Source organism: Streptomyces sp. CA-243310 (genome assembly GCF_050936775.1).
In the GTDB taxonomy this organism is placed as follows: Bacteria; Actinomycetota; Actinomycetes; order Streptomycetales; family Streptomycetaceae; genus Streptomyces.
In genome coordinates this window covers 1,086,884-1,103,349 of the sequence record NZ_JBNJMF010000002.1, presented here as the reverse complement: position 1 = coordinate 1,103,349, position 16,466 = coordinate 1,086,884, and the positions used below count along the sequence as shown (strand labels likewise).

Sequence of the window (16,466 nt, the reverse complement as noted above, 5' to 3'; positions counted from 1 at the left end):
GACCGCGCCGCCCGTCAGTCGTCCTGCCTCCACAGCGGGTGCTCGCGCGCGGCCCAGTCCCGATCCACCGAGCCCGTGCGCAGCCCGCGCCGGGCCTCGGGATCACCCAGCGCCTTGCCGATGTGCCCGGCGAGGACGATGCCGAGGGCCAGGGCGAGCCAGTCGTGCACGAAGGTCGCTCCCGTCCGCCAGACGAGGGGAGCCAGACCGGTGGCCCACATCAGCAGCCCGGTGCCGAGCATCACCGTCACCGCGCCGCCCAACCAGCCCGCGTACACCTTCTGACCGGCGTTGAACTTCCCGGCCGGGCGGGGGCCGTGCCGGTCCCTGCGCAGAACGGTGCGCAACCACACCCTGTCGTGCGGCCCGAACCGGTTCAGCCGGCGGAGATCGGCACGGAAGGCCCGGGAGACCAGGCCGAGCAGGAACGGGACGACGAGCAGCAGACCGGACCACACGTGGACGGTCACGACGAGGTGGCGCCGCCCGACGAGTTCGGCGAGGGGCGGCAGGTAGAGGCAGCCCGCCGACACCACGCAGACCCCCATCAGCGTGGCCGTGGCCCGGTGCACCAGACGTTGCGGACGACCGAACCGGCGTACGCGGGCGTCCCGCCGGGGCGCCGGCCGAGAATCGGGCGTGGGTCGCGTCTCAGACGGTGGGGGCATCATCGCGTCCGTTCGACGTGCCGACCCAGGCGTCGACGTCGTAGCCGAGCCGCTCCCAGTAACCGGGCTCCACGTCCCGGGTGACGGTGATGCCGGAGAGCCACTTCGCCGACTTGTAGAAGTACATCGGGGCCACGTACAGGCGCGCGGGCCCACCGTGGGCGTGACTCAGCGGCGCGTCCCGCATCCGCAGGGCCACCATGACGTCGGCCCGGCGGGCCTGGGAAAGGGTGAGGCTCTCGGTGTACGTGCCGTCGAAGCAGCTGAACCGGATGGCCCGCCCCTCGGGCCGCACCCCGGCGGCGTCCAGCAGCCGGAAGACCGGCACGCCCTCGAAGGGCGTGGCGGGAACGCGCCAGCCGGTGACGCACTGGACGTCACGGACGACCCGGGTCTGCGGCAGCCGCCGGAGCGCGTCGAGGTCGTACGTTCCCGGTCGCTCGACGAGCCCGTCCACCCGCAGCCGGTAGTCCGCGGGGGAGCGCTCGGGGACGGAGGCGGCCACCGAGTAGTAGCGGAACCCGCCGCCGTTGGGCAGGAGCCCGGTCAGCCCGGTGGGATCCTTGCCGGCGGCGGCGCCGAGGGCCTTTTCAAGGCCCCGTTGCAGGTGGGGCGCGGCCACCAGCCCGGCCGCGCCGAGCCCGAGCATGCCCAGGACCAGACGCCGACCGACCGGGGAGCCGACCAGGTCGGGATCTGGCGCATCCCGCCGCTCAGACGCATCACGCCGCTCCGGCGGATCCTGCCGTTCCGACGGCTCCGGCCGCCCCGCTGACTCCCGCTCCGTGCTCACCCGTCGATTCGACCACCGTCGGCGCCCCGGCGCCAAGGGGAGAGGGGCGGCCGTCAGACTTCCGTCACACCTGGCGACGGCAGCCCCGTGCAACGTGTCCGCAACCTGGCCGCTCCTAGCCTCCTTGCGAGTGCCGGCCGACGGCGGCCGGCGCCCGGCAAGGGGAGGCTTCCATGGCCCGTTTCGCTGCGCCCGGTACCGAGGGCGCGCTGATGTCGTACGCGTCCCGGTACGACCACTACATCGGCGGCACGTACACGGCTCCCGTCCGGGGCCGGTACTTCGACAACCCCTCCCCGGTGACCGGCGCTCCCTTCACCGAGATCGCCCGGGGCACCGCCGAGGACGTCGAGAAGGCGCTGGACGCCGCGCACGCCGCCGCGCCCGCCTGGGGACGCACCTCGGTGACCGAGCGGGCCGGCGTCCTGCTGCGCATCGCGGACCGGATGGAGGAGAACCTCCAGGCCCTGGCGGTCGCGGAGACCTGGGAGAACGGCAAGCCGATACGGGAGACCCTCGCGGCGGACCTGCCCCTGGCGATCGACCAGTTCCGCTACTTCGCGGGCGCGCTGCGGGCCCAGGAGGGGGCGCTCAGCCAGATCGACGACGACACGGTCGCCTACCACTTCCACGAGCCGCTCGGCGTGGTCGGCCAGATCATTCCGTGGAACTTCCCGATCCTGATGGCGGTGTGGAAGCTGGCGCCGGCGCTGGCCGCCGGGAACACGGTGGTGCTCAAGCCGGCCGAGCAGACCCCGGCCTCGGTGCACTACTGGCTCGGCCTGGTCGAGGACCTGCTCCCGCCGGGCGTGGTCAACATCGTGAACGGCTTCGGCGAGGAGGCCGGCAAGCCGCTGGCCTCCAGCCCGCGCCTGGCGAAGATCGCCTTCACCGGGGAGACCTCCACCGGGCGGCTGATCATGCAGTACGCGGCGGAGCACCTCAAGCCCGTCACCCTCGAACTCGGCGGCAAGAGCCCCAACCTCTTCTTCGACGACATCTGGTCGACCGACGACGACCTGCGGGACAAGGCGCTGGAGGGCTTCACCATGTTCGCCCTCAACCAGGGCGAGGTGTGCACGAGCCCCTCGCGCGCCCTGATCGAGCGCGGTCGGTACGGCGACTTCCTCGACGCGGCCGTCGCCCGCACCGAACTGATCGTGCCGGGGCACCCGCTGGACACCGACACGATGATCGGCGCCCAGGCCTCGGAGGAGCAGCTGAAGAAGGTCCTGTCGTACGTGGAGATCGGGGTGAAGGAGGGCGCCAAGGTCCTCACGGGCGGGCAGCGCATCGAGCACGGCGGCGACCTCGCGGGCGGCTTCTACGTACAGCCGACGATCTTCGAGGGGGACAACCGGATGCGGATCTTCCAGGAGGAGATCTTCGGCCCCGTGGTGTCGGTGACCTCCTTCGACGACTTCGACGACGCCGTCCGCATCGCCAACGACACGGCCTACGGCCTCGGCGCCGGTGTCTGGACCCGGGACATCAACACGGCCTACCGCGCGGGCCGTGCCATCCAGGCGGGCCGTGTCTGGACGAACTGCTACCACGCCTACCCCGCCCACGCGGCCTTCGGCGGCTACAAGCAGTCCGGTATCGGTCGCGAGACGCACAAGATGATGCTGGAGCACTACCAGCAGACGAAGAACATGCTGGTCAGCTACTCCCCGAAGCGGCTCGGCTTCTTCTAGTCGTCGGTCGTACGGCGTGGGGCGCGCTCCTGTGGCAGGTCGAGGCACGGGGTCGAACGGAACGGGATTCCTTCGAGGTTACCGTGGGTACGATCGATCCGACGGTCCATCAGGTCAATTGACCCGGACCCTTGACTCCGGTTGTCGGAGTCGGGATTCTCGACACAATGTTTGCGCGGGACATGACAAGCGACTGGTCGGGGATCGTGTGGTGCACGCCCCGGCCGGCCGTGTGCCTGGACCGCGCCCTCCGCCGACGACCGTGGACGTGAGTGGTGGCCATGAACCGATCCCCGCACAGCAGACGCAAACCGATCGCGGTGCTGTCACTGCTCCTCGCCATGCTGGCCATGGCGCTCGGCCCCACCTCGGGAGCCGCAGCGGATACCGGGTGGTGGAACCCCACCGCGCGACCCGGGCCGGACTCCCAGATCAACGTCACCGGCGAACCCTTCAAGGGAACCGACGCCCAGGGCAACGTGCGGGGCTTCGTCGACGCGCACGATCACCTGATGTCCAACGAGGGCTTCGGTGGTCGGCTCATCTGCGGCAAGCCCTTCTCGGAGGCGGGGATCGCGGACGCGCTCAAGGACTGTCCCGAGCACTACCCCGACGGCACGCTCGCGATCTTCGACTTCATCACCAAGGGCGGCGACGGCAAGCACGACCCCGACGGCTGGCCGACCTTCAAGGACTGGCCCGCGCACGACTCGCTGACCCACCAGCAGAACTACTACGCCTGGGTCGAACGCGCCTGGCGCGGCGGACAGCGGATCCTCGTCAACGACCTCGTCACCAACGGGGTCATCTGCTCGGTCTACTTCTTCAAGGACCGCGGCTGTGACGAGATGACCGCGATCCGGCTGGAAGCCCAGAAGACCTACGACATGCAGGCCTACATCGACAAGATGTACGGCGGACCGGGCAAGGGCTGGTTCCGCATCGTCACCGACTCCGCCCAGGCCCGCGAGGTCATCCAACAGGGCAAACTGGCCGTCGTCCTGGGCGTGGAGACCTCCGAGCCCTTCGGCTGCAAGCAGATCCTGGACATCTCGCAGTGCAGCAAGGCGGACATCGACCGCGGGCTCGACGAACTGCACCAACTCGGCGTGCGCAGCATGTTCCTGTGCCACAAGTTCGACAACGCCCTCTGCGGGGTCCGCTTCGACCAGGGAGCACTCGGCACCGCGATCAACGTGGGCCAGTTCCTGTCCACCGGCACCTTCTGGAAGACGGAGGAGTGCAAGGGCCCGCAGCACGACAACCCCATCGGACTCGCGCCGGCGGCCGAAGCCGAGAAGAAGCTCCCGGCGGGCGTCAGCGTTCCGTCCTACGCCGGCGGCGCGCAGTGCAACACCCGCGGCCTCACCGACCTCGGCGAGTACGCGGTGCGCGGCATGATGAAACGCAAGATGATGCTCGAAGTCGACCACATGAGCGTCAAGGCCGCCGGACGGGCCTTCGACATCCTGGAGTCCGAGTCCTACCCCGGCGTGGTCTCCTCGCACAGCTGGATGGACCTGGACTGGACCGAACGCCTCTACAAGCTCGGCGGTTTCGCCGCCCAGTACATGAACGGCGCCGAGGGGTTCAGCGCCGAGGCCAAGCGCACCGACGCCCTGCGCGACAAGTACAACGTGGGCTACGGCTACGGCACGGACATGAACGGGGTCGGCGGCTGGCCCGGCCCGCGCGGCGCCGACACCCCCAACCCGGTGCGCTACCCGTTCCGCAGCACCGACGGCGGCTCCGTCATCGACAAGCAGACCACCGGACAGCGCACCTGGGACCTCAACACCGACGGCGCCTCCCACTACGGCCTGGTCCCCGACTGGATCGAGGACATCCGCAACGTCGGCGGCCAGGGAGTCGTCGACGACATGTTCCGCGGAGCGGAGTCGTACCTGCGCACCTGGGGTGGATCCGAGCGCCACAAGGCGGGCGTCAACCTCGCGTCGGGCGCGGCCACCTCGGCCAGCACCTCCGAGTGGAACCCGTTCGTCAGCTACGCCCCCGACCGGGCCGTGGACGGCAACCGCGGCACCCGCTGGGCGAGCGACTGGAGCGACGACCAGTGGCTGCGCATCGATCTGGGAACCACCGGCCTGGTCAAGCGCGTCACCCTGGACTGGGAACGCGCGTACGCCAGGTCGTACGCCATCGAGGTCTCCACGGACGGGGTGAACTGGCGGACGGTCTGGTCGACCACCGCCGGTGACGGTGGCCTGGACACCGCCCAGTTCGCCGGGGTCTCCGCACGCCACATCCGCGTCCACGGGCAAGGACGCGGCACCCAGTGGGGGTATTCCCTCCACGAGGTGGGCGTCTACAGCAGCTGACGGCCCTGCCTGCGAGTCGGCCGGGGCGGTCGGATCGGGATTCCCGAGCCGACCGCCCCGGCCTTCCGCGCTTCGACGGGGCGCAGAGGAACGAAGGGAACAGCACATGGCCCGGATGCCCTTGGCCGACCGCCGCCGGCAGCTGACGGAGGCGGCGATCCGCGCGATGGCCCGCGACGGCGTCCCCAGGACGACCACGCGGTCCGTCGTCGCCGAGGCGGGCGTGTCGCTGAGCGTCTTCCACTACTGCTTCGACTCCAAGCAGGCGCTGCTCGAATCCGTCATCGAGACGATCACCGCCCATTACGTGGGCGTGGTGAAGGACGCCATCCGGCCGAGGGCCACGCTCCGGGAGACCATCCGCGCCGGTTTCCAGGCCTACTGGGACCACGTCGCGGCCCACCCCGAGGAGCACATGCTCACCTACGAACTGACGCAGTACGCCCTGCGCCAGCCCGGCTTCGAGCACCTGGCGCGGCGCCAGTACGAGCTGTACTCCGAGACGTACTGCGCGCTCCTCGAACAGCTCCGCGACATGATGACCTTCGAACTCAGCGTCCCCGACACCGTACTGGCCCGATACCTGGCCGCCATGACGGACGGGGTCACCCTCCAGCACCTCGTCCTCGGCAACGACCGGGTCGCGGCCGAGATACTCGACATGATCAGCGATCACGTGGCCGGGCTCATCCGCGAGGAAACCCCCGCCGTCTGAGGAGGGTTGGAACGGCACGCGGCACGCGCCGATCGTCGGCCCGGCGGCGGTCGCCTCAGCGGGCGGGCCGGTCGGCCGACAGCTCACGGTCGAGGGAGCGCACGCGGGCCAGCGCCGCGGGGCGCCCCTCCGCGGGCAGTGCGCCGGCCAGCGCCCGCCACACCCCCGGATCGTCCGCACCCCACGGCCGGCACACCCAGTCGCCCAACAATCCCGTGTCCGCCCGCGCGATCACCGCGGCCCGCGCCTGGTCCTCGATCCGACGGCGCAACCGCACGATGCCGGGAGCCGTCGAGGCGGGCAGCAGCGGGCCCGGATACCCGGTGAGTGCCGCGGAGACGGCGCCCGACGCGAGGTGCCGGGCCACGACGGCGAAGTCGGCTTCCAGCGGGGCGGCCGTGCGATAGGGCCGCGAGAGGAGCTTCCCCGGGCCCAGCAGGCCCCGCAGCCGGGAGATCTCCGCCCGCAGCGTGACCGCCGAAACCGACTCGTCCTCGTAAAGGTCGATCGCCAGCTCCTCTCCCGAGAGCCCCTCCGGATGGTGGGCGAGCAAGGCCATGATCTCGCTGTGGCGTCGCCCGAGCGTGACCTCCCGGCCGCCGCTCACCCACAGCGCCACGTCCCGGCCGAGCGCGGCGAGACTGTCCGGAACGTGATCGTGCGACGGCTCCGGTTCCAGCAGGGCCAGTTGGGCCTCGGCGGCCCGCGCCACCGCGCGCACGAACGCCAGCGAATGAGGATGGGCCAGCCCGTCGCCGCCGGTGATGTCGACCGCTCCGAGCAACCGCCCCGTACGCGGATCGTGGACCGGGGCCGCCGCACAGGTCCACGGATGTACCCGGCGGCTGAAGTGCTCGGCCCCGAAGACCTGCACGGGTTCGCCGACGGCCACCGCGGTGCCGGGGGCGTTGGTCCCCATCTCCGTCTCCGCCCACCGCGCGCCCGGTACGAAGCCGAGCCGTTCGGCCCGCCGCAGGGTGTCCGACGCCCCCTCCACCCAGAGCAGGCGGCCCCGTGCGTCGCACACCGCCAACAGGTGCGCCCCGTGCGCGGCGAACGCCCCGACGAGGTCCCGGAACACCGGCAGCACCCGGGCCAGTGGATGCTGCTCGCGGTAGGACCTCAGCTCCGCCTCCGCCCACTCCACCCGGGCCGAGCACTCCGGGTTCACCCGCGCCCGCGCGCACCGGCGCCACGATCCGGCGATCACCGCCCGGACCGGGGCCTCCACCCGCCCGTCCCTGGTGAACACGTCATGGGCCCGACGCAGCACCCGCGTGCGCTCGACGGGGTCGGCCCCTCCCGGCAGCGCCACCGACGGATCGCCCATGTCACCCTCCCGTGGTGCCGCAAAACCCGGAGCGCCCCCATCGTCGTACCGGTTCCGCACCACGACAAGCGTCGCGCCGGCCGTCCCGTGACCGAACCCGACCCGAGCTTCCCCCGCGCGGCATTCCTACGGGGTCTCCTCCGGGTCCGGCGCCGTCAGGGCCGACGCCGGGTCCGGGGCCGACGGGCCCGCCGGAACCCACAGGCCCGCCTCCCGCCAGTACGGCCACCAGCGGCCGTCGCGGTCCGGGCGGAGCTGACGATCGGTGCCCGTCAGCGTCCAACGCGCCGCAGGTCGGCGGTCACGACGTCGAGCCGCTCCACGGACCCGACGGACCCGGCGGACCCGGAGGCCGGTCGGGTCGGGGCGCCCCCGGTGTGCGGGGTGCGGGGACGGTCCGGGCCGTCCGAGGTGTTCGCGGCGTCGGCTTCGTTCGCGTCGGCCGGGAGCCAGAAGGCGAGTCGGCCCTCGCGGGGCGGGTCGGCCGGCAGGAAGGTGGCCGAGCAGCGCATGAGTTCGGAGATCTCGGGGAGCACACCATCCTCGAACGTGACGACTGGGTACGGGGCGGCCGAGGTGGCCCCAAGCCCACCGCTCACGGAGTGCGACCGATCGGTGACCGGGGTGCTTCGGCAGGGCGGTGGGGGCGGTCGGGAACGCTGGGCGGGAGCGGGGCGTTGAGCGGGGTAGTGGCCGACAGCAGGAGGAGGTGTCCGCGGATGTCCACAGGCGGAAAGGTGGCCGTGGCCGGAGTGGTGGCAGCCGTCGTGCTGTTCGCGACGGTCGGGTTCTGGCCGGGTCTCCTGGTGTTGATCGGGGTGCCTACCCTCGCGTACTTCCTCTTGGACCCCTCCCAGCGGCGCCGGCTGCGGGGCGTGTCCAGAAAGCAGATCGGCCGCTGACGAAAGCGTCGGTGAGGACGGTGGCAGTGAGGACGGTGGCGGTGAGGACGGTGGCGGTGAGGACGGTGGCCGGGCGCTGAGGCCTGCGGGTCGCCGATGCGGTGGCAGGCCGGGCGGCGGCCCACGCCCTGCCGCGCGGAGCGCTCAGGCGTCCCGAGATGGTCGATCGACACGGAGCGGTCAGTCGGCCCGGGGTGGTCGGCCGGCCCGGCGAGGGGCCGGCCGCTCCGGCGGTCCCGGCGTGCCTCGCCGGTGGCTCTCCGCCCTCAGGCCGGCCGCGTCGCGACGCGGTCCAGCGCCGCCAGCAAGTCCGGCAGCTCGGGTACTTCGGGCCGCTCCGGGTCCACACCCAGCGGCACCGCGAGGACCTCACCCGGCTCCTCGTCGAGCAGGACGAAGGCCACGCCGTCCGTGCGGCCGACCAGTGACCAGCCGGGGCCGTCCGCCCGGAGTGTGCGGGCGTCCTCGGTCGCGAAGGTGGAACGCACCCGACCGGGCGGTGGCGGCTCGCCCGCGTATCCGGCCGCCTCCTTGAGTGCCCGCGCCAGTCCCGGATGTGCGGCGGCGGCCGCACCGCCGTCCGTCGCGACGCGCTCGGACCAGTCCGCCCACTCCCGGGCGATCTGGTCCGCCCCCATGCGCCGCTGCACCGGACCCCAGGTGTCCCCTGACGGGGGCGCCAGAGGCACCCTGCCGGTGCCGTCGGCGCCCTGCTCCGGATCGTGCGGTTCCGGGATGCCCTGCGCGGAGACCGTCAGTTCCAGCGGCCAGCCGGCCAGCGACACCACGATCGTCCGCTCCTCCGGGGACAGGTCGTACTCCATGCCGCAGTCCCAGGAGGCGATGGCCGCGGCGACGAGCGAGACGTCACTCACCACGACCGTCCAGCGGGCACCTTCCTCGTCCTGGCCCAGCACCAGCCCGTACCCGTCCGCGACCGGCCGCACGCCCAGCAGCGCGCAGGCCTCCGGGAAGTCGTCGCCCATGATGCCCGGGAACTGCGTGGGGGTCAGCAGCACGGCGGTGAGCACGTACAGCGAGCCCCCGTCATCCTCTTCGGACACGTGGCCTCCTCCCGTTGCGGTCGCTCTCTCGTCGGCGCACCTTAACCAGCGGGTAACTCGCCCGTCGAGAGCCTGCGGAGGTCGATTTTCAAGCCCGCCACCTGCACGTAGAGTTGGGCACCCGCCACAGAAAGGGACTCCGGTGCAGCGTTACGACCGGCTGAGGGAGATCCTCCGGTTCGATCCCGACGAGGATTTCCTCGCCATCTACCGGCTGACCACCACCTACGAATTCCCCTGGGACGTCACCCGCGCCCTTGAGCTGGCCCTCTTCAGAACGTATGCGGTCCCGAGCATCGGCCGGCTGCTCGCCGAGACCGCCGAGTTCACCGATCGCGCGCAGAAGCGCTACGACGACACGGCGCTGCTGCTCGACGCGGTCGTGGAGCACGGATTCGAGAGCGACACCGCGCGCACCGCGATCCGCCGCGTCAACCAGATGCACCGCAGCTACGACATCTCCGACGAGGACATGCGGTACGTCCTGTGCACCTTCGTGGTGATCCCGGCGCGCTGGATCGACTCCTACGGGTGGCGGCCCCTGACCCACCACGAGCGCCGCGCCTTCGCACGCTACTACGCCACCCTCGGCCGTCACATGGGCATCACGGACATTCCGGGTTCCTTCGAGGAGTTCGAAGCCTGCCTGAACGCCTACGAGAAGACCCACTTCGGATGGGACGAGGGCGGGCGCGAGGTGGCCGACGCCACCCTCGACCTGATGGCCTCCTGGTACCCGGGGCCCCTGGGTCCCGCCATGCGCGGAGTCGGCGTCGCGCTGCTCGACGACTCGCTGCTGAGCGCGTTCCGGTACGAGACCCCACACCCGGCGGTCCGGCGGCTGGTCCGCGGCGCGCTGCGGCTGCGCGGGCGCGCACTGCGGCTGCTGCCGCCGCGCCGGGCACCGCACCACGCCCGCCAGAACCGGGAGATCAAGGGCTACCCGAACGGGTACGACGTCGGTGAGCTCGGCACCTTCCCGGTGCCCGGGCGGGGCGGCTGCCCCGTACCGCATCCGCGCCGTCCCGCCGGAGCCGACGCCCCGCCGCCCGCGTAGCACCGGGGCGTTACGAGCGCCCGGGGCGGCGACTCCGCACCCGGCACGCGGGGAGGCGGTCGCTCAGGGGCGGTGCGTCGCGAGCACCAGGAAGCGGTGGTCCTCGTCGGCGTACGAGGTCATCTCCCAGCCCGAAGCCGACAGCAGCGGGCCGAGGTTGTGCTCGGCCCGCAGGTCGTCCGGGGTGAGTTCGCGACCGTGGCGCGCGGCGAGGGCGGCCCGCCCGATCGGGTGGAAGAGCGCGAGGCGACCGCCGGGGCGGACCACGCGGGCGAGTTCGCGGAGGTTCGACCCGGGGTCGGGCAGGTGCGCGATCAACCCCGCCGCGAACACCGCGTCCAGCACCGCGTCCCGCAGGGGCAGCCGGGCCACGTCCGCCAGCAACAGGACGCCCTCGGCCTCTCGGCCGGCCTGCCGCGCGGCGGCCAGCATCTGCGGGGTGAGGTCGGCTCCGAGCACCGTTCCCGAGGGGCCGACGGCGGTCCGCAGGGCCGTCAGCGCGCGCCCGGTACCGCAGCCCGCGTCCAGGACCCGGTCTCCGGGGCGCAGGCCGAACTCGCCCACGGCGGTCGCGAAGGCAGGCCCGTCCGCCGGGAACTTGCGGTCCCAGTCGGCGGCGCGCGACCCGAAGAACTCCTGCACGTGCGTGTGGTCTTCGCTCATGTGCCCATGATCCCTCACCGACCCTCCCTGCGGTGCGTGTGCAAGGTGGCACGTGGTGTGATCGAACGCGAACGTAGCTCTGTCATATTTCAGCAGTTACAGCGGCTTTCGAAATGCACACCTTGTTCGTGGCCTCACCCGGACTAGCGTCCGGTGGCCATGGGACACCTGGACCACGCCGCCTACGGCTGGCTGACACCCGCGCTGTCATACGTGATGGCATCCATCGGCGCCGCCCTCGGCCTGCGCTGCACCGTCCGTGCGCTCGCCGCGACCGGATCCGCCCGCCGCAACTGGCTCCTCACCGCGGCGTCCGCCCTCGGCACCGGCATCTGGACGATGCACTTCGTCGCGATGCTGGGCTTCGACGTCACCGGCACCGAGATCCACTACGACGTCCCGCTGACCATCCTCAGTCTCCTGGTGGCCGTACTGGTCGTCGGGGCCGGCGTCTTCGCCGTCGGATACGGCAGGAACCGGCGTCGGTCCCTGGCCATCGGGGGGCTCACCACCGGCCTCGGCGTCGCGAGCATGCACTACCTGGGGATGGCGGCCCTGCGGTTACACGGTGAGGTCTCCTACGACCCGCCCGTCGTCGGACTGTCGGTCGTCGTCGCCGTCATCGCCGCCACCGTCGCCCTGTGGGCCGCGCTCAACATCACGTCCCCGATGGCCGTGGCCGGCGCCTCGCTCGTCATGGGCGCCGCGGTCAGCAGCATGCACTACACGGGGATGGCCGCCGTCGCGGTCCGCGTCGCGCCCTCGGACGTGGCCCTGCCCGGGGCCGCGGCGATGCAGTTCATCTTCCCGCTCGCCGTCGGGCTCGGTTCCTACCTCTTCATCACCGCCGCCTTCGTGGCCCTGTCCCCGACCGCGGACGAACGAGCGGCATCGGCAGCAGTCCGGAACCTGGGGGAGAGCGCCGCGCCCGCGCACTGAACCCCGGGCCGCAGGCGTCCGTGCGCCCCCGTCGTGCCGCGCACGCCGGACGCTCCGCACCCCGCAGACCGCGAGCCCCCACCCGAGGACCCGCCACCGCACCCCTGCATCCGCCTCCACCCCGCCCAGCCCAGCCTGTACCGCCCGGAACGAGGAGCCCATGCGCACACCCCGCAAGAAACCGGAAGCAGCGGCGCCGGGGCCGCCCGGGCCCCCGGCGCGCGGCCGGCGGGCGCACGCGGGGCAGCCCGCGGAGGAACCCGAGGAGAGAACACCCCCTCGACCCGCCGCCGTGGCCGGCTCCGGCGAGAGACCCCGGATACGACTGCGCCCCCGCACGGTCCGGGCCAAGATCGTCTCGCTGTTGATGGTCCCGGTGGTCTCGCTGCTCGCGCTCTGGGCCTTCGCCACGGTCAGCACCGCGCAGGACCTCGCCCGGCTCGGTCGCGTCCAACGCGTCGAGCGGGAGGTCGGTGCCCCCGTGTCCGCCGCGCTCGCCGAGGTGCAGGCCGAACGGCGGGCCGCGGTGCGGTTCCTGGCCGACCCCGCCGCCGGCGAGCGGGCCGCCGCCCTGGAACAGCAGGCCCGGCGCACCGACGACGCCGTGCGCCGGCTGCGGCTCGGCGACCGGAACACCGTCGCCGACTCCGGCGACTACCGCACCGACGTCGTGGTCCGGCTCGGTGGTTTCGTGGCCGCCGCCGAGGGGCTCGGGTCCGCGCGCAAGGACATCGTCGGCCGGCGGACGACCGCCGACGCCGCCTACGAGACGTACACCCGTGTCGCCGACGCCGCGCTCGCCGTCGGCGGCGCCCTGTCCGGTGCGCAGGACGCCGAACTCGGCCCGGACGCACGGGTTCTGCTGGAGTTCGCCGAAGCCGGGGAACTGCTCTCGCGAGAGGACGCGTTGCTCGCCGTGCCGGGTCCGCGCAACGCCGAAACGCTCCGCCGGCTGACCGGCGTCGTGGAGACCCGCCGCGCGCTGCTCGCCGACGCCGCCCGGGACCTGCCGAGCGAGGAGCGGACCGCGTGGGAGTCCGTGTCCAAGAGCGCCACGCACGCCGAACTCATCGCGGCGGAGGACCGGGCGCTCACGGCGGCCGCGGGTACGGGAACCGGTGCGGGAGCCGGCGCCGGCTCCGGCGCGGTCAAGCCCGCCGGGTGGGACGCCGCCTTCAGCGGTGTCGGTGCCTCCATCAGGGAGACCGAGGCCGCCGCGCGCGCCGAGGCCGCCGATCGCACCGACCCGTTCACGCGCGTGGCGCTCAGCGGAGCCGGCGCGGCCGTCGCCCTCGGCCTGGCCGCCGTCATCGCCTCCCTCGTGATCTCCGTACGGATCGGCCGCGCACTGGTGGTGGAACTGGTCTCGCTGCGCAACACCGCCCTGGAGATCGCGCGTCGCAAACTCCCGCACGCCATGGAGCGACTGCGGGCCGGCCAGGACGTCGACGTCGAGGCCGAGACCGCGACCGGGCCGCCCGCAGAGGACGAGATCGCCCAGGTGGGGGAGGCCCTCTCCACCGTGCACCGGGCCGCTCTGAGCGCCGCCGTCGAGCGCGCCGAACTCGCCGGCGGGGTGAGCGGTGTCTTCGTGAACCTCGCCCGCCGCAGCCAGGTCCTGGTACACCGGCAGTTGACCCTGCTCGACTCCATGGAACGCCGCTCGGACGATCCGGGCGAACTCGACGACCTCTTCCGCCTCGACCACCTGACCACGCGCATGCGTCGGCACGCCGAAAGCCTGATCATCCTGTCGGGAGCCGCCCCGGGGCGGGCGTGGCGCATGCCGGTCCCCCTGACCAATGTCGTGCGCGCCGCGGTCTCCGAGATCGAGGACTACCCGCGCGTCGAGGTCCGCGGGCTCGCGGAGGCGGCCGTCGCCGGCGGCGCGGTGGCCGACCTCACCCACCTGCTGGCCGAACTCATCGAGAACGCCACCCAGTTCTCCCCACCGCACACCAAGGTCCGGGTCAGTGGCGAGCCGGTCGGCGCCGGTTACGTCCTGGAGGTGGAGGACCGGGGACTCGGCATGGGCCGCGACGCGCTGCACGACGCCAATCGCCGGATCGAGGAATCCGAGGCGCTCGACCTGTTCGACAGCGACCGCCTCGGGCTGTTCGTGGTCAGCCGGCTCGCTGCCCGACAGGGCGTGCGGGTCCACCTGCGCCCGTCACCGTACGGAGGCACCACGGCCGTCGTGCTGCTGCCGAACTCCCTTCTCCAGGCGGCCGTCACGGCGGCCTCGGACGACCCCGCGGAGGTGGCGGCGCCGTCCCCGGTCGCCGTGGGAGCCGTCCCCGGTCGTGAGGCCCCCCACGCCGGAGGCAGCCGTCAGGAGGCCTCCGCCGGGACCGTACGGGAAGGAGCCCGCGCCGGCGTCGCACGGGAGGAGGCCGGGGCGTCGGCCGGGCCCGATGCCGTACCGGATCCCGAGCGGGACAACCCCGCCCAGGACCCCGCGGGCGAGCCCCGGGAGCCGCGCCCCGTCGCGGCAGCCCCCCTGCGACCGCGCGGCCCCGGCGGCACTGCGGTCCGTACGCATGCACCCGCCGCCGGTCCCGCGGGCGCCGCCTCGGTGACCGAACTGCCGCGCAGGGTCCGCCAGGCCAGCCTGGTACCCCAACTGCGCGAGGTCCCCGAGCCCGAGGATCCGGCGGACGCGGGCCCGTCCGGTGCCCCGCCGGACCGCAGCCCCGAGCAGGCCAGGGACCGGATGGCCGCCTATCGGGCCGGTTGGGCCCGGGGCGCCCGCGAGAACTCCCCCCACGCAGGCAGCGAAGGAGAAGCGTGATGATCGAACACCAGCTGATCGGGCTCGACGGGGCTCGCGGGGCGGGCGAGCTGGACTGGCTCCTCGACGACCTCGTGACGCGCGTCCGCGAGGTCCGTCACGCGGTGGTCCTGTCCAGCGACGGTCTGGCGGTGGGATCCTCCAGCCGGCTCGGTCGGGAGGACGCCGAGCACCTGGCCGCCGTGGCGTGCGGCTTCCACAGCCTGGCCAAGGGAGCGGGTCGGCACTTCCGCGCCGGGAGCGTGCGCCAGACGATGGTGGAGATGGACGAGGGATTCCTCTTCGTCGCCGCCGCGGGCGACGGCTCCTGCCTGGCCGTCCTCAGCGCCGGCGGCGCCGACATCGGGCTCATCGCCTACGAGATGGCCCGGCTGGTCAAGCGGGTTGGCGAGCACCTGGACGCCCCCTCGCGCTTCGCGGCGCACCCGCCGGCCGCCGGGTGAGCGCGGCGGTCAGACCGGTGAACGGCCAGTGGTTCGACAGCGAGGCGGGGCCGCTCGTCCGGCCTTACGCCATGACCGGCGGACGCACCAAACCGGGACCGCACGGCGTCCGCTTCGACCTGATCGCGCTGGTCGCCGTGGCGGACCCCGAGGGCGGCGACGACGCGACCGAGTCCCTGTGGGGACCCGAACACCGTGCGCTGCTCGGATTGTGCCGCGACGAGACCCAGTCGGTGGCGGAACTCGCCGCCGACGCGGACCTGCCCGTGGGGGTGGTGCGGGTGCTGCTGGGCGACCTGCTGGAGGCCGGACACGTCAAGGTCAGCCGCCCGGTACCGCCCGCGCAGCTGCCCGACGAGCGGATTCTGCGTGAAGTCATCGAAGGATTGCGAGCGCTGTGATGGGACTGCACCACAACGGATCCACCGGGTCCGGTCCGGAAGTTGAAGACGACGAGGACGAGGAAGCGGCGGCGCTCGCGCTGAAGATCCTCGTGGCGGGTGGCTTCGGCGTCGGGAAGACCACTCTGGTGGGCGCGGTCAGCGAGATCCGACCACTGCGCACGGAGGAACTGCTCAGCGAGGCGGGCCAACTCGTCGACGACACCGGAGGCGTCGATCAGAAGACCACCACGACGGTGGCCATGGACTTCGGGCGCATCACCATCCGCTCGGGCCTGTCGCTGTACCTGTTCGGCACGCCGGGACAGGACCGTTTCTGGTTCCTGTGGGACGAGCTGTCGCAAGGCGCCCTCGGAGCGGTGGTGTTGGCCGACACGCGAAGGCTGGAGGACTGCTTCCCGGCGGTGGACTACTTCGAGCACCGTCGCATCCCGTTCGTCGTGGCCGTCAACTGCTTCACGAACGCGCGGCGTTACGCCTCGAACGAGGTGGCACGGGCTCTGGACCTGGAACAGGGCACGCCCGTGGTGCTGTGTGACGCCCGGGACAAGGACTCGGGGAAGGAAGTGCTGATCAGACTGGTCGAGTATGCCGGGCGGATGCACACCGCCCGGCTGCTCGCGTCGGTGGGTTCGGGTGCGCAGGCCGGGCCGGAGTGACGGAC

The 16,466-nt window shown here is 72.5% G+C and carries 16 protein-coding genes; 10 read left to right on the top strand and 6 right to left on the bottom strand.

Features of this window, described 5'->3' with window-relative positions:
* Positions 1–14: 14 nt before the first annotated feature.
* Entirely contained in the window at positions 15–668 is a 654-nt protein-coding gene (locus tag ACQEVM_RS22445; protein WP_433081789.1) for a cytochrome b/b6 domain-containing protein, read from the bottom strand.
* The gene (locus tag ACQEVM_RS22440) at positions 652–1,317 is read right to left on the bottom strand and encodes a molybdopterin-dependent oxidoreductase (protein WP_433081787.1); all 666 of its coding nucleotides are present in this window, start codon (positions 1,315–1,317) and stop codon (positions 652–654) included. Before ACQEVM_RS22440 ends, ACQEVM_RS22445 begins: the two co-directional genes overlap by 17 nt.
* A gap of 317 nt (positions 1,318–1,634) precedes the next feature.
* On the opposite strand from ACQEVM_RS22440, the gene exaC reads away from it, so the two are divergent.
* The 3 genes from exaC to ACQEVM_RS22425 all read left to right on the top strand — a co-directional run bounded on the left by exaC (position 1,635) and on the right by ACQEVM_RS22425 (position 6,212).
* Positions 1,635–3,158: an acetaldehyde dehydrogenase ExaC gene (gene exaC, locus ACQEVM_RS22435; RefSeq protein ID WP_433081785.1), complete on the top strand. Its 1,524-nt coding sequence runs from the start codon at positions 1,635–1,637 to the stop codon at positions 3,156–3,158.
* Positions 3,159–3,439: 281 nt separating this feature from the next.
* Entirely contained in the window at positions 3,440–5,497 is a 2,058-nt protein-coding gene (locus ACQEVM_RS22430; RefSeq protein ID WP_433081783.1) for a galactose-binding domain-containing protein, read from the top strand.
* Positions 5,498–5,603: 106 nt separating this feature from the next.
* Complete coding sequence (locus ACQEVM_RS22425; RefSeq protein ID WP_433081781.1) at positions 5,604–6,212, top strand: TetR/AcrR family transcriptional regulator; 609 nt, start codon at positions 5,604–5,606, stop codon at positions 6,210–6,212.
* 55 nt (positions 6,213–6,267) lie between these two features.
* On the opposite strand, the gene ACQEVM_RS22420 is transcribed toward ACQEVM_RS22425, so the two are convergent.
* The gene (locus ACQEVM_RS22420) at positions 6,268–7,542 is read right to left on the bottom strand and encodes a GAF domain-containing protein (RefSeq protein ID WP_433081779.1); all 1,275 of its coding nucleotides are present in this window, start codon (positions 7,540–7,542) and stop codon (positions 6,268–6,270) included.
* A 272-nt stretch (positions 7,543–7,814) separates the two neighbouring features.
* The gene (locus ACQEVM_RS22415) at positions 7,815–8,078 is read right to left on the bottom strand and encodes a hypothetical protein (RefSeq protein ID WP_433081777.1); all 264 of its coding nucleotides are present in this window, start codon (positions 8,076–8,078) and stop codon (positions 7,815–7,817) included.
* 183 nt (positions 8,079–8,261) lie between these two features.
* Between ACQEVM_RS22415 and ACQEVM_RS22410 the strand changes: the two genes are divergently transcribed.
* Complete coding sequence (locus tag ACQEVM_RS22410) at positions 8,262–8,444, top strand: hypothetical protein (protein ID WP_386935889.1); 183 nt, start codon at positions 8,262–8,264, stop codon at positions 8,442–8,444.
* Positions 8,445–8,710: 266 nt separating this feature from the next.
* On the opposite strand, the gene ACQEVM_RS22405 is transcribed toward ACQEVM_RS22410, so the two are convergent.
* Positions 8,711–9,508: a hypothetical protein gene (locus ACQEVM_RS22405; protein WP_433081775.1), complete on the bottom strand. Its 798-nt coding sequence runs from the start codon at positions 9,506–9,508 to the stop codon at positions 8,711–8,713.
* Positions 9,509–9,650: 142 nt separating this feature from the next.
* Between ACQEVM_RS22405 and ACQEVM_RS22400 the strand changes: the two genes are divergently transcribed.
* Positions 9,651–10,565, top strand: coding sequence for an oxygenase MpaB family protein (locus tag ACQEVM_RS22400; protein WP_433081773.1), 915 nt, complete (start codon positions 9,651–9,653; stop codon positions 10,563–10,565).
* 63 nt (positions 10,566–10,628) lie between these two features.
* On the opposite strand, the gene ACQEVM_RS22395 is transcribed toward ACQEVM_RS22400, so the two are convergent.
* Complete coding sequence (locus ACQEVM_RS22395; protein WP_433081771.1) at positions 10,629–11,228, bottom strand: class I SAM-dependent methyltransferase; 600 nt, start codon at positions 11,226–11,228, stop codon at positions 10,629–10,631.
* Positions 11,229–11,387: 159 nt separating this feature from the next.
* Between ACQEVM_RS22395 and ACQEVM_RS22390 the strand changes: the two genes are divergently transcribed.
* The 5 genes from ACQEVM_RS22390 (at position 11,388) to ACQEVM_RS22370 (ending at position 16,461) form a co-directional block, all read left to right on the top strand.
* Positions 11,388–12,167, top strand: a complete 780-nt coding sequence (locus ACQEVM_RS22390; protein WP_433081769.1) for an MHYT domain-containing protein — start codon at positions 11,388–11,390, stop codon at positions 12,165–12,167.
* A 160-nt stretch (positions 12,168–12,327) separates the two neighbouring features.
* Complete coding sequence (locus tag ACQEVM_RS22385) at positions 12,328–14,958, top strand: nitrate- and nitrite sensing domain-containing protein (protein WP_433081767.1); 2,631 nt, start codon at positions 12,328–12,330, stop codon at positions 14,956–14,958.
* Positions 14,958–15,401: a roadblock/LC7 domain-containing protein gene (locus tag ACQEVM_RS22380; RefSeq protein ID WP_433081765.1), complete on the top strand. Its 444-nt coding sequence runs from the start codon at positions 14,958–14,960 to the stop codon at positions 15,399–15,401. The genes ACQEVM_RS22385 and ACQEVM_RS22380 overlap by 1 nt, the downstream gene beginning before the upstream one ends.
* Positions 15,398–15,802 carry a DUF742 domain-containing protein gene (locus ACQEVM_RS22375; protein WP_433081763.1) on the top strand — a complete coding sequence of 135 codons (405 nt, stop codon included), beginning with the start codon at positions 15,398–15,400 and terminating at the stop codon, positions 15,800–15,802. The genes ACQEVM_RS22380 and ACQEVM_RS22375 overlap by 4 nt, the downstream gene beginning before the upstream one ends.
* A complete protein-coding gene (locus ACQEVM_RS22370) occupies positions 15,802–16,461 on the top strand; it encodes a GTP-binding protein (protein ID WP_433081761.1) in 660 nt (219 codons plus the stop codon). The genes ACQEVM_RS22375 and ACQEVM_RS22370 overlap by 1 nt, the downstream gene beginning before the upstream one ends.
* The last annotated feature ends 5 nt before the right edge of the window (positions 16,462–16,466 follow it).

Excerpts from the sequence above, each read along its gene's own strand:
- ACQEVM_RS22380 (WP_433081765.1), top strand. The coding sequence starts at position 14,958 with ATGATCGAACACCAGCTGATCGGGCTCGACGGGGCTCGCGGGGCGGGC.
- ACQEVM_RS22395 (WP_433081771.1), bottom strand. The coding sequence starts at position 11,228 with ATGAGCGAAGACCACACGCACGTGCAGGAGTTCTTCGGGTCGCGCGCC.
- ACQEVM_RS22390 (WP_433081769.1), top strand. The coding sequence starts at position 11,388 with ATGGGACACCTGGACCACGCCGCCTACGGCTGGCTGACACCCGCGCTG.
- ACQEVM_RS22440 (WP_433081787.1), bottom strand. The coding sequence starts at position 1,317 with ATGCTCGGGCTCGGCGCGGCCGGGCTGGTGGCCGCGCCCCACCTGCAA.
- ACQEVM_RS22420 (WP_433081779.1), bottom strand. The coding sequence starts at position 7,542 with ATGGGCGATCCGTCGGTGGCGCTGCCGGGAGGGGCCGACCCCGTCGAG.
- ACQEVM_RS22445 (WP_433081789.1), bottom strand. The coding sequence starts at position 668 with ATGCCCCCACCGTCTGAGACGCGACCCACGCCCGATTCTCGGCCGGCG.
- exaC (WP_433081785.1), top strand. The coding sequence starts at position 1,635 with ATGGCCCGTTTCGCTGCGCCCGGTACCGAGGGCGCGCTGATGTCGTAC.
- ACQEVM_RS22430 (WP_433081783.1), top strand. The coding sequence starts at position 3,440 with ATGAACCGATCCCCGCACAGCAGACGCAAACCGATCGCGGTGCTGTCA.
- ACQEVM_RS22370 (WP_433081761.1), top strand. The coding sequence starts at position 15,802 with ATGGGACTGCACCACAACGGATCCACCGGGTCCGGTCCGGAAGTTGAA.
- ACQEVM_RS22385 (WP_433081767.1), top strand. The coding sequence starts at position 12,328 with ATGCGCACACCCCGCAAGAAACCGGAAGCAGCGGCGCCGGGGCCGCCC.
- ACQEVM_RS22425 (WP_433081781.1), top strand. The coding sequence starts at position 5,604 with ATGGCCCGGATGCCCTTGGCCGACCGCCGCCGGCAGCTGACGGAGGCG.
- ACQEVM_RS22410 (WP_386935889.1), top strand. The coding sequence starts at position 8,262 with ATGTCCACAGGCGGAAAGGTGGCCGTGGCCGGAGTGGTGGCAGCCGTC.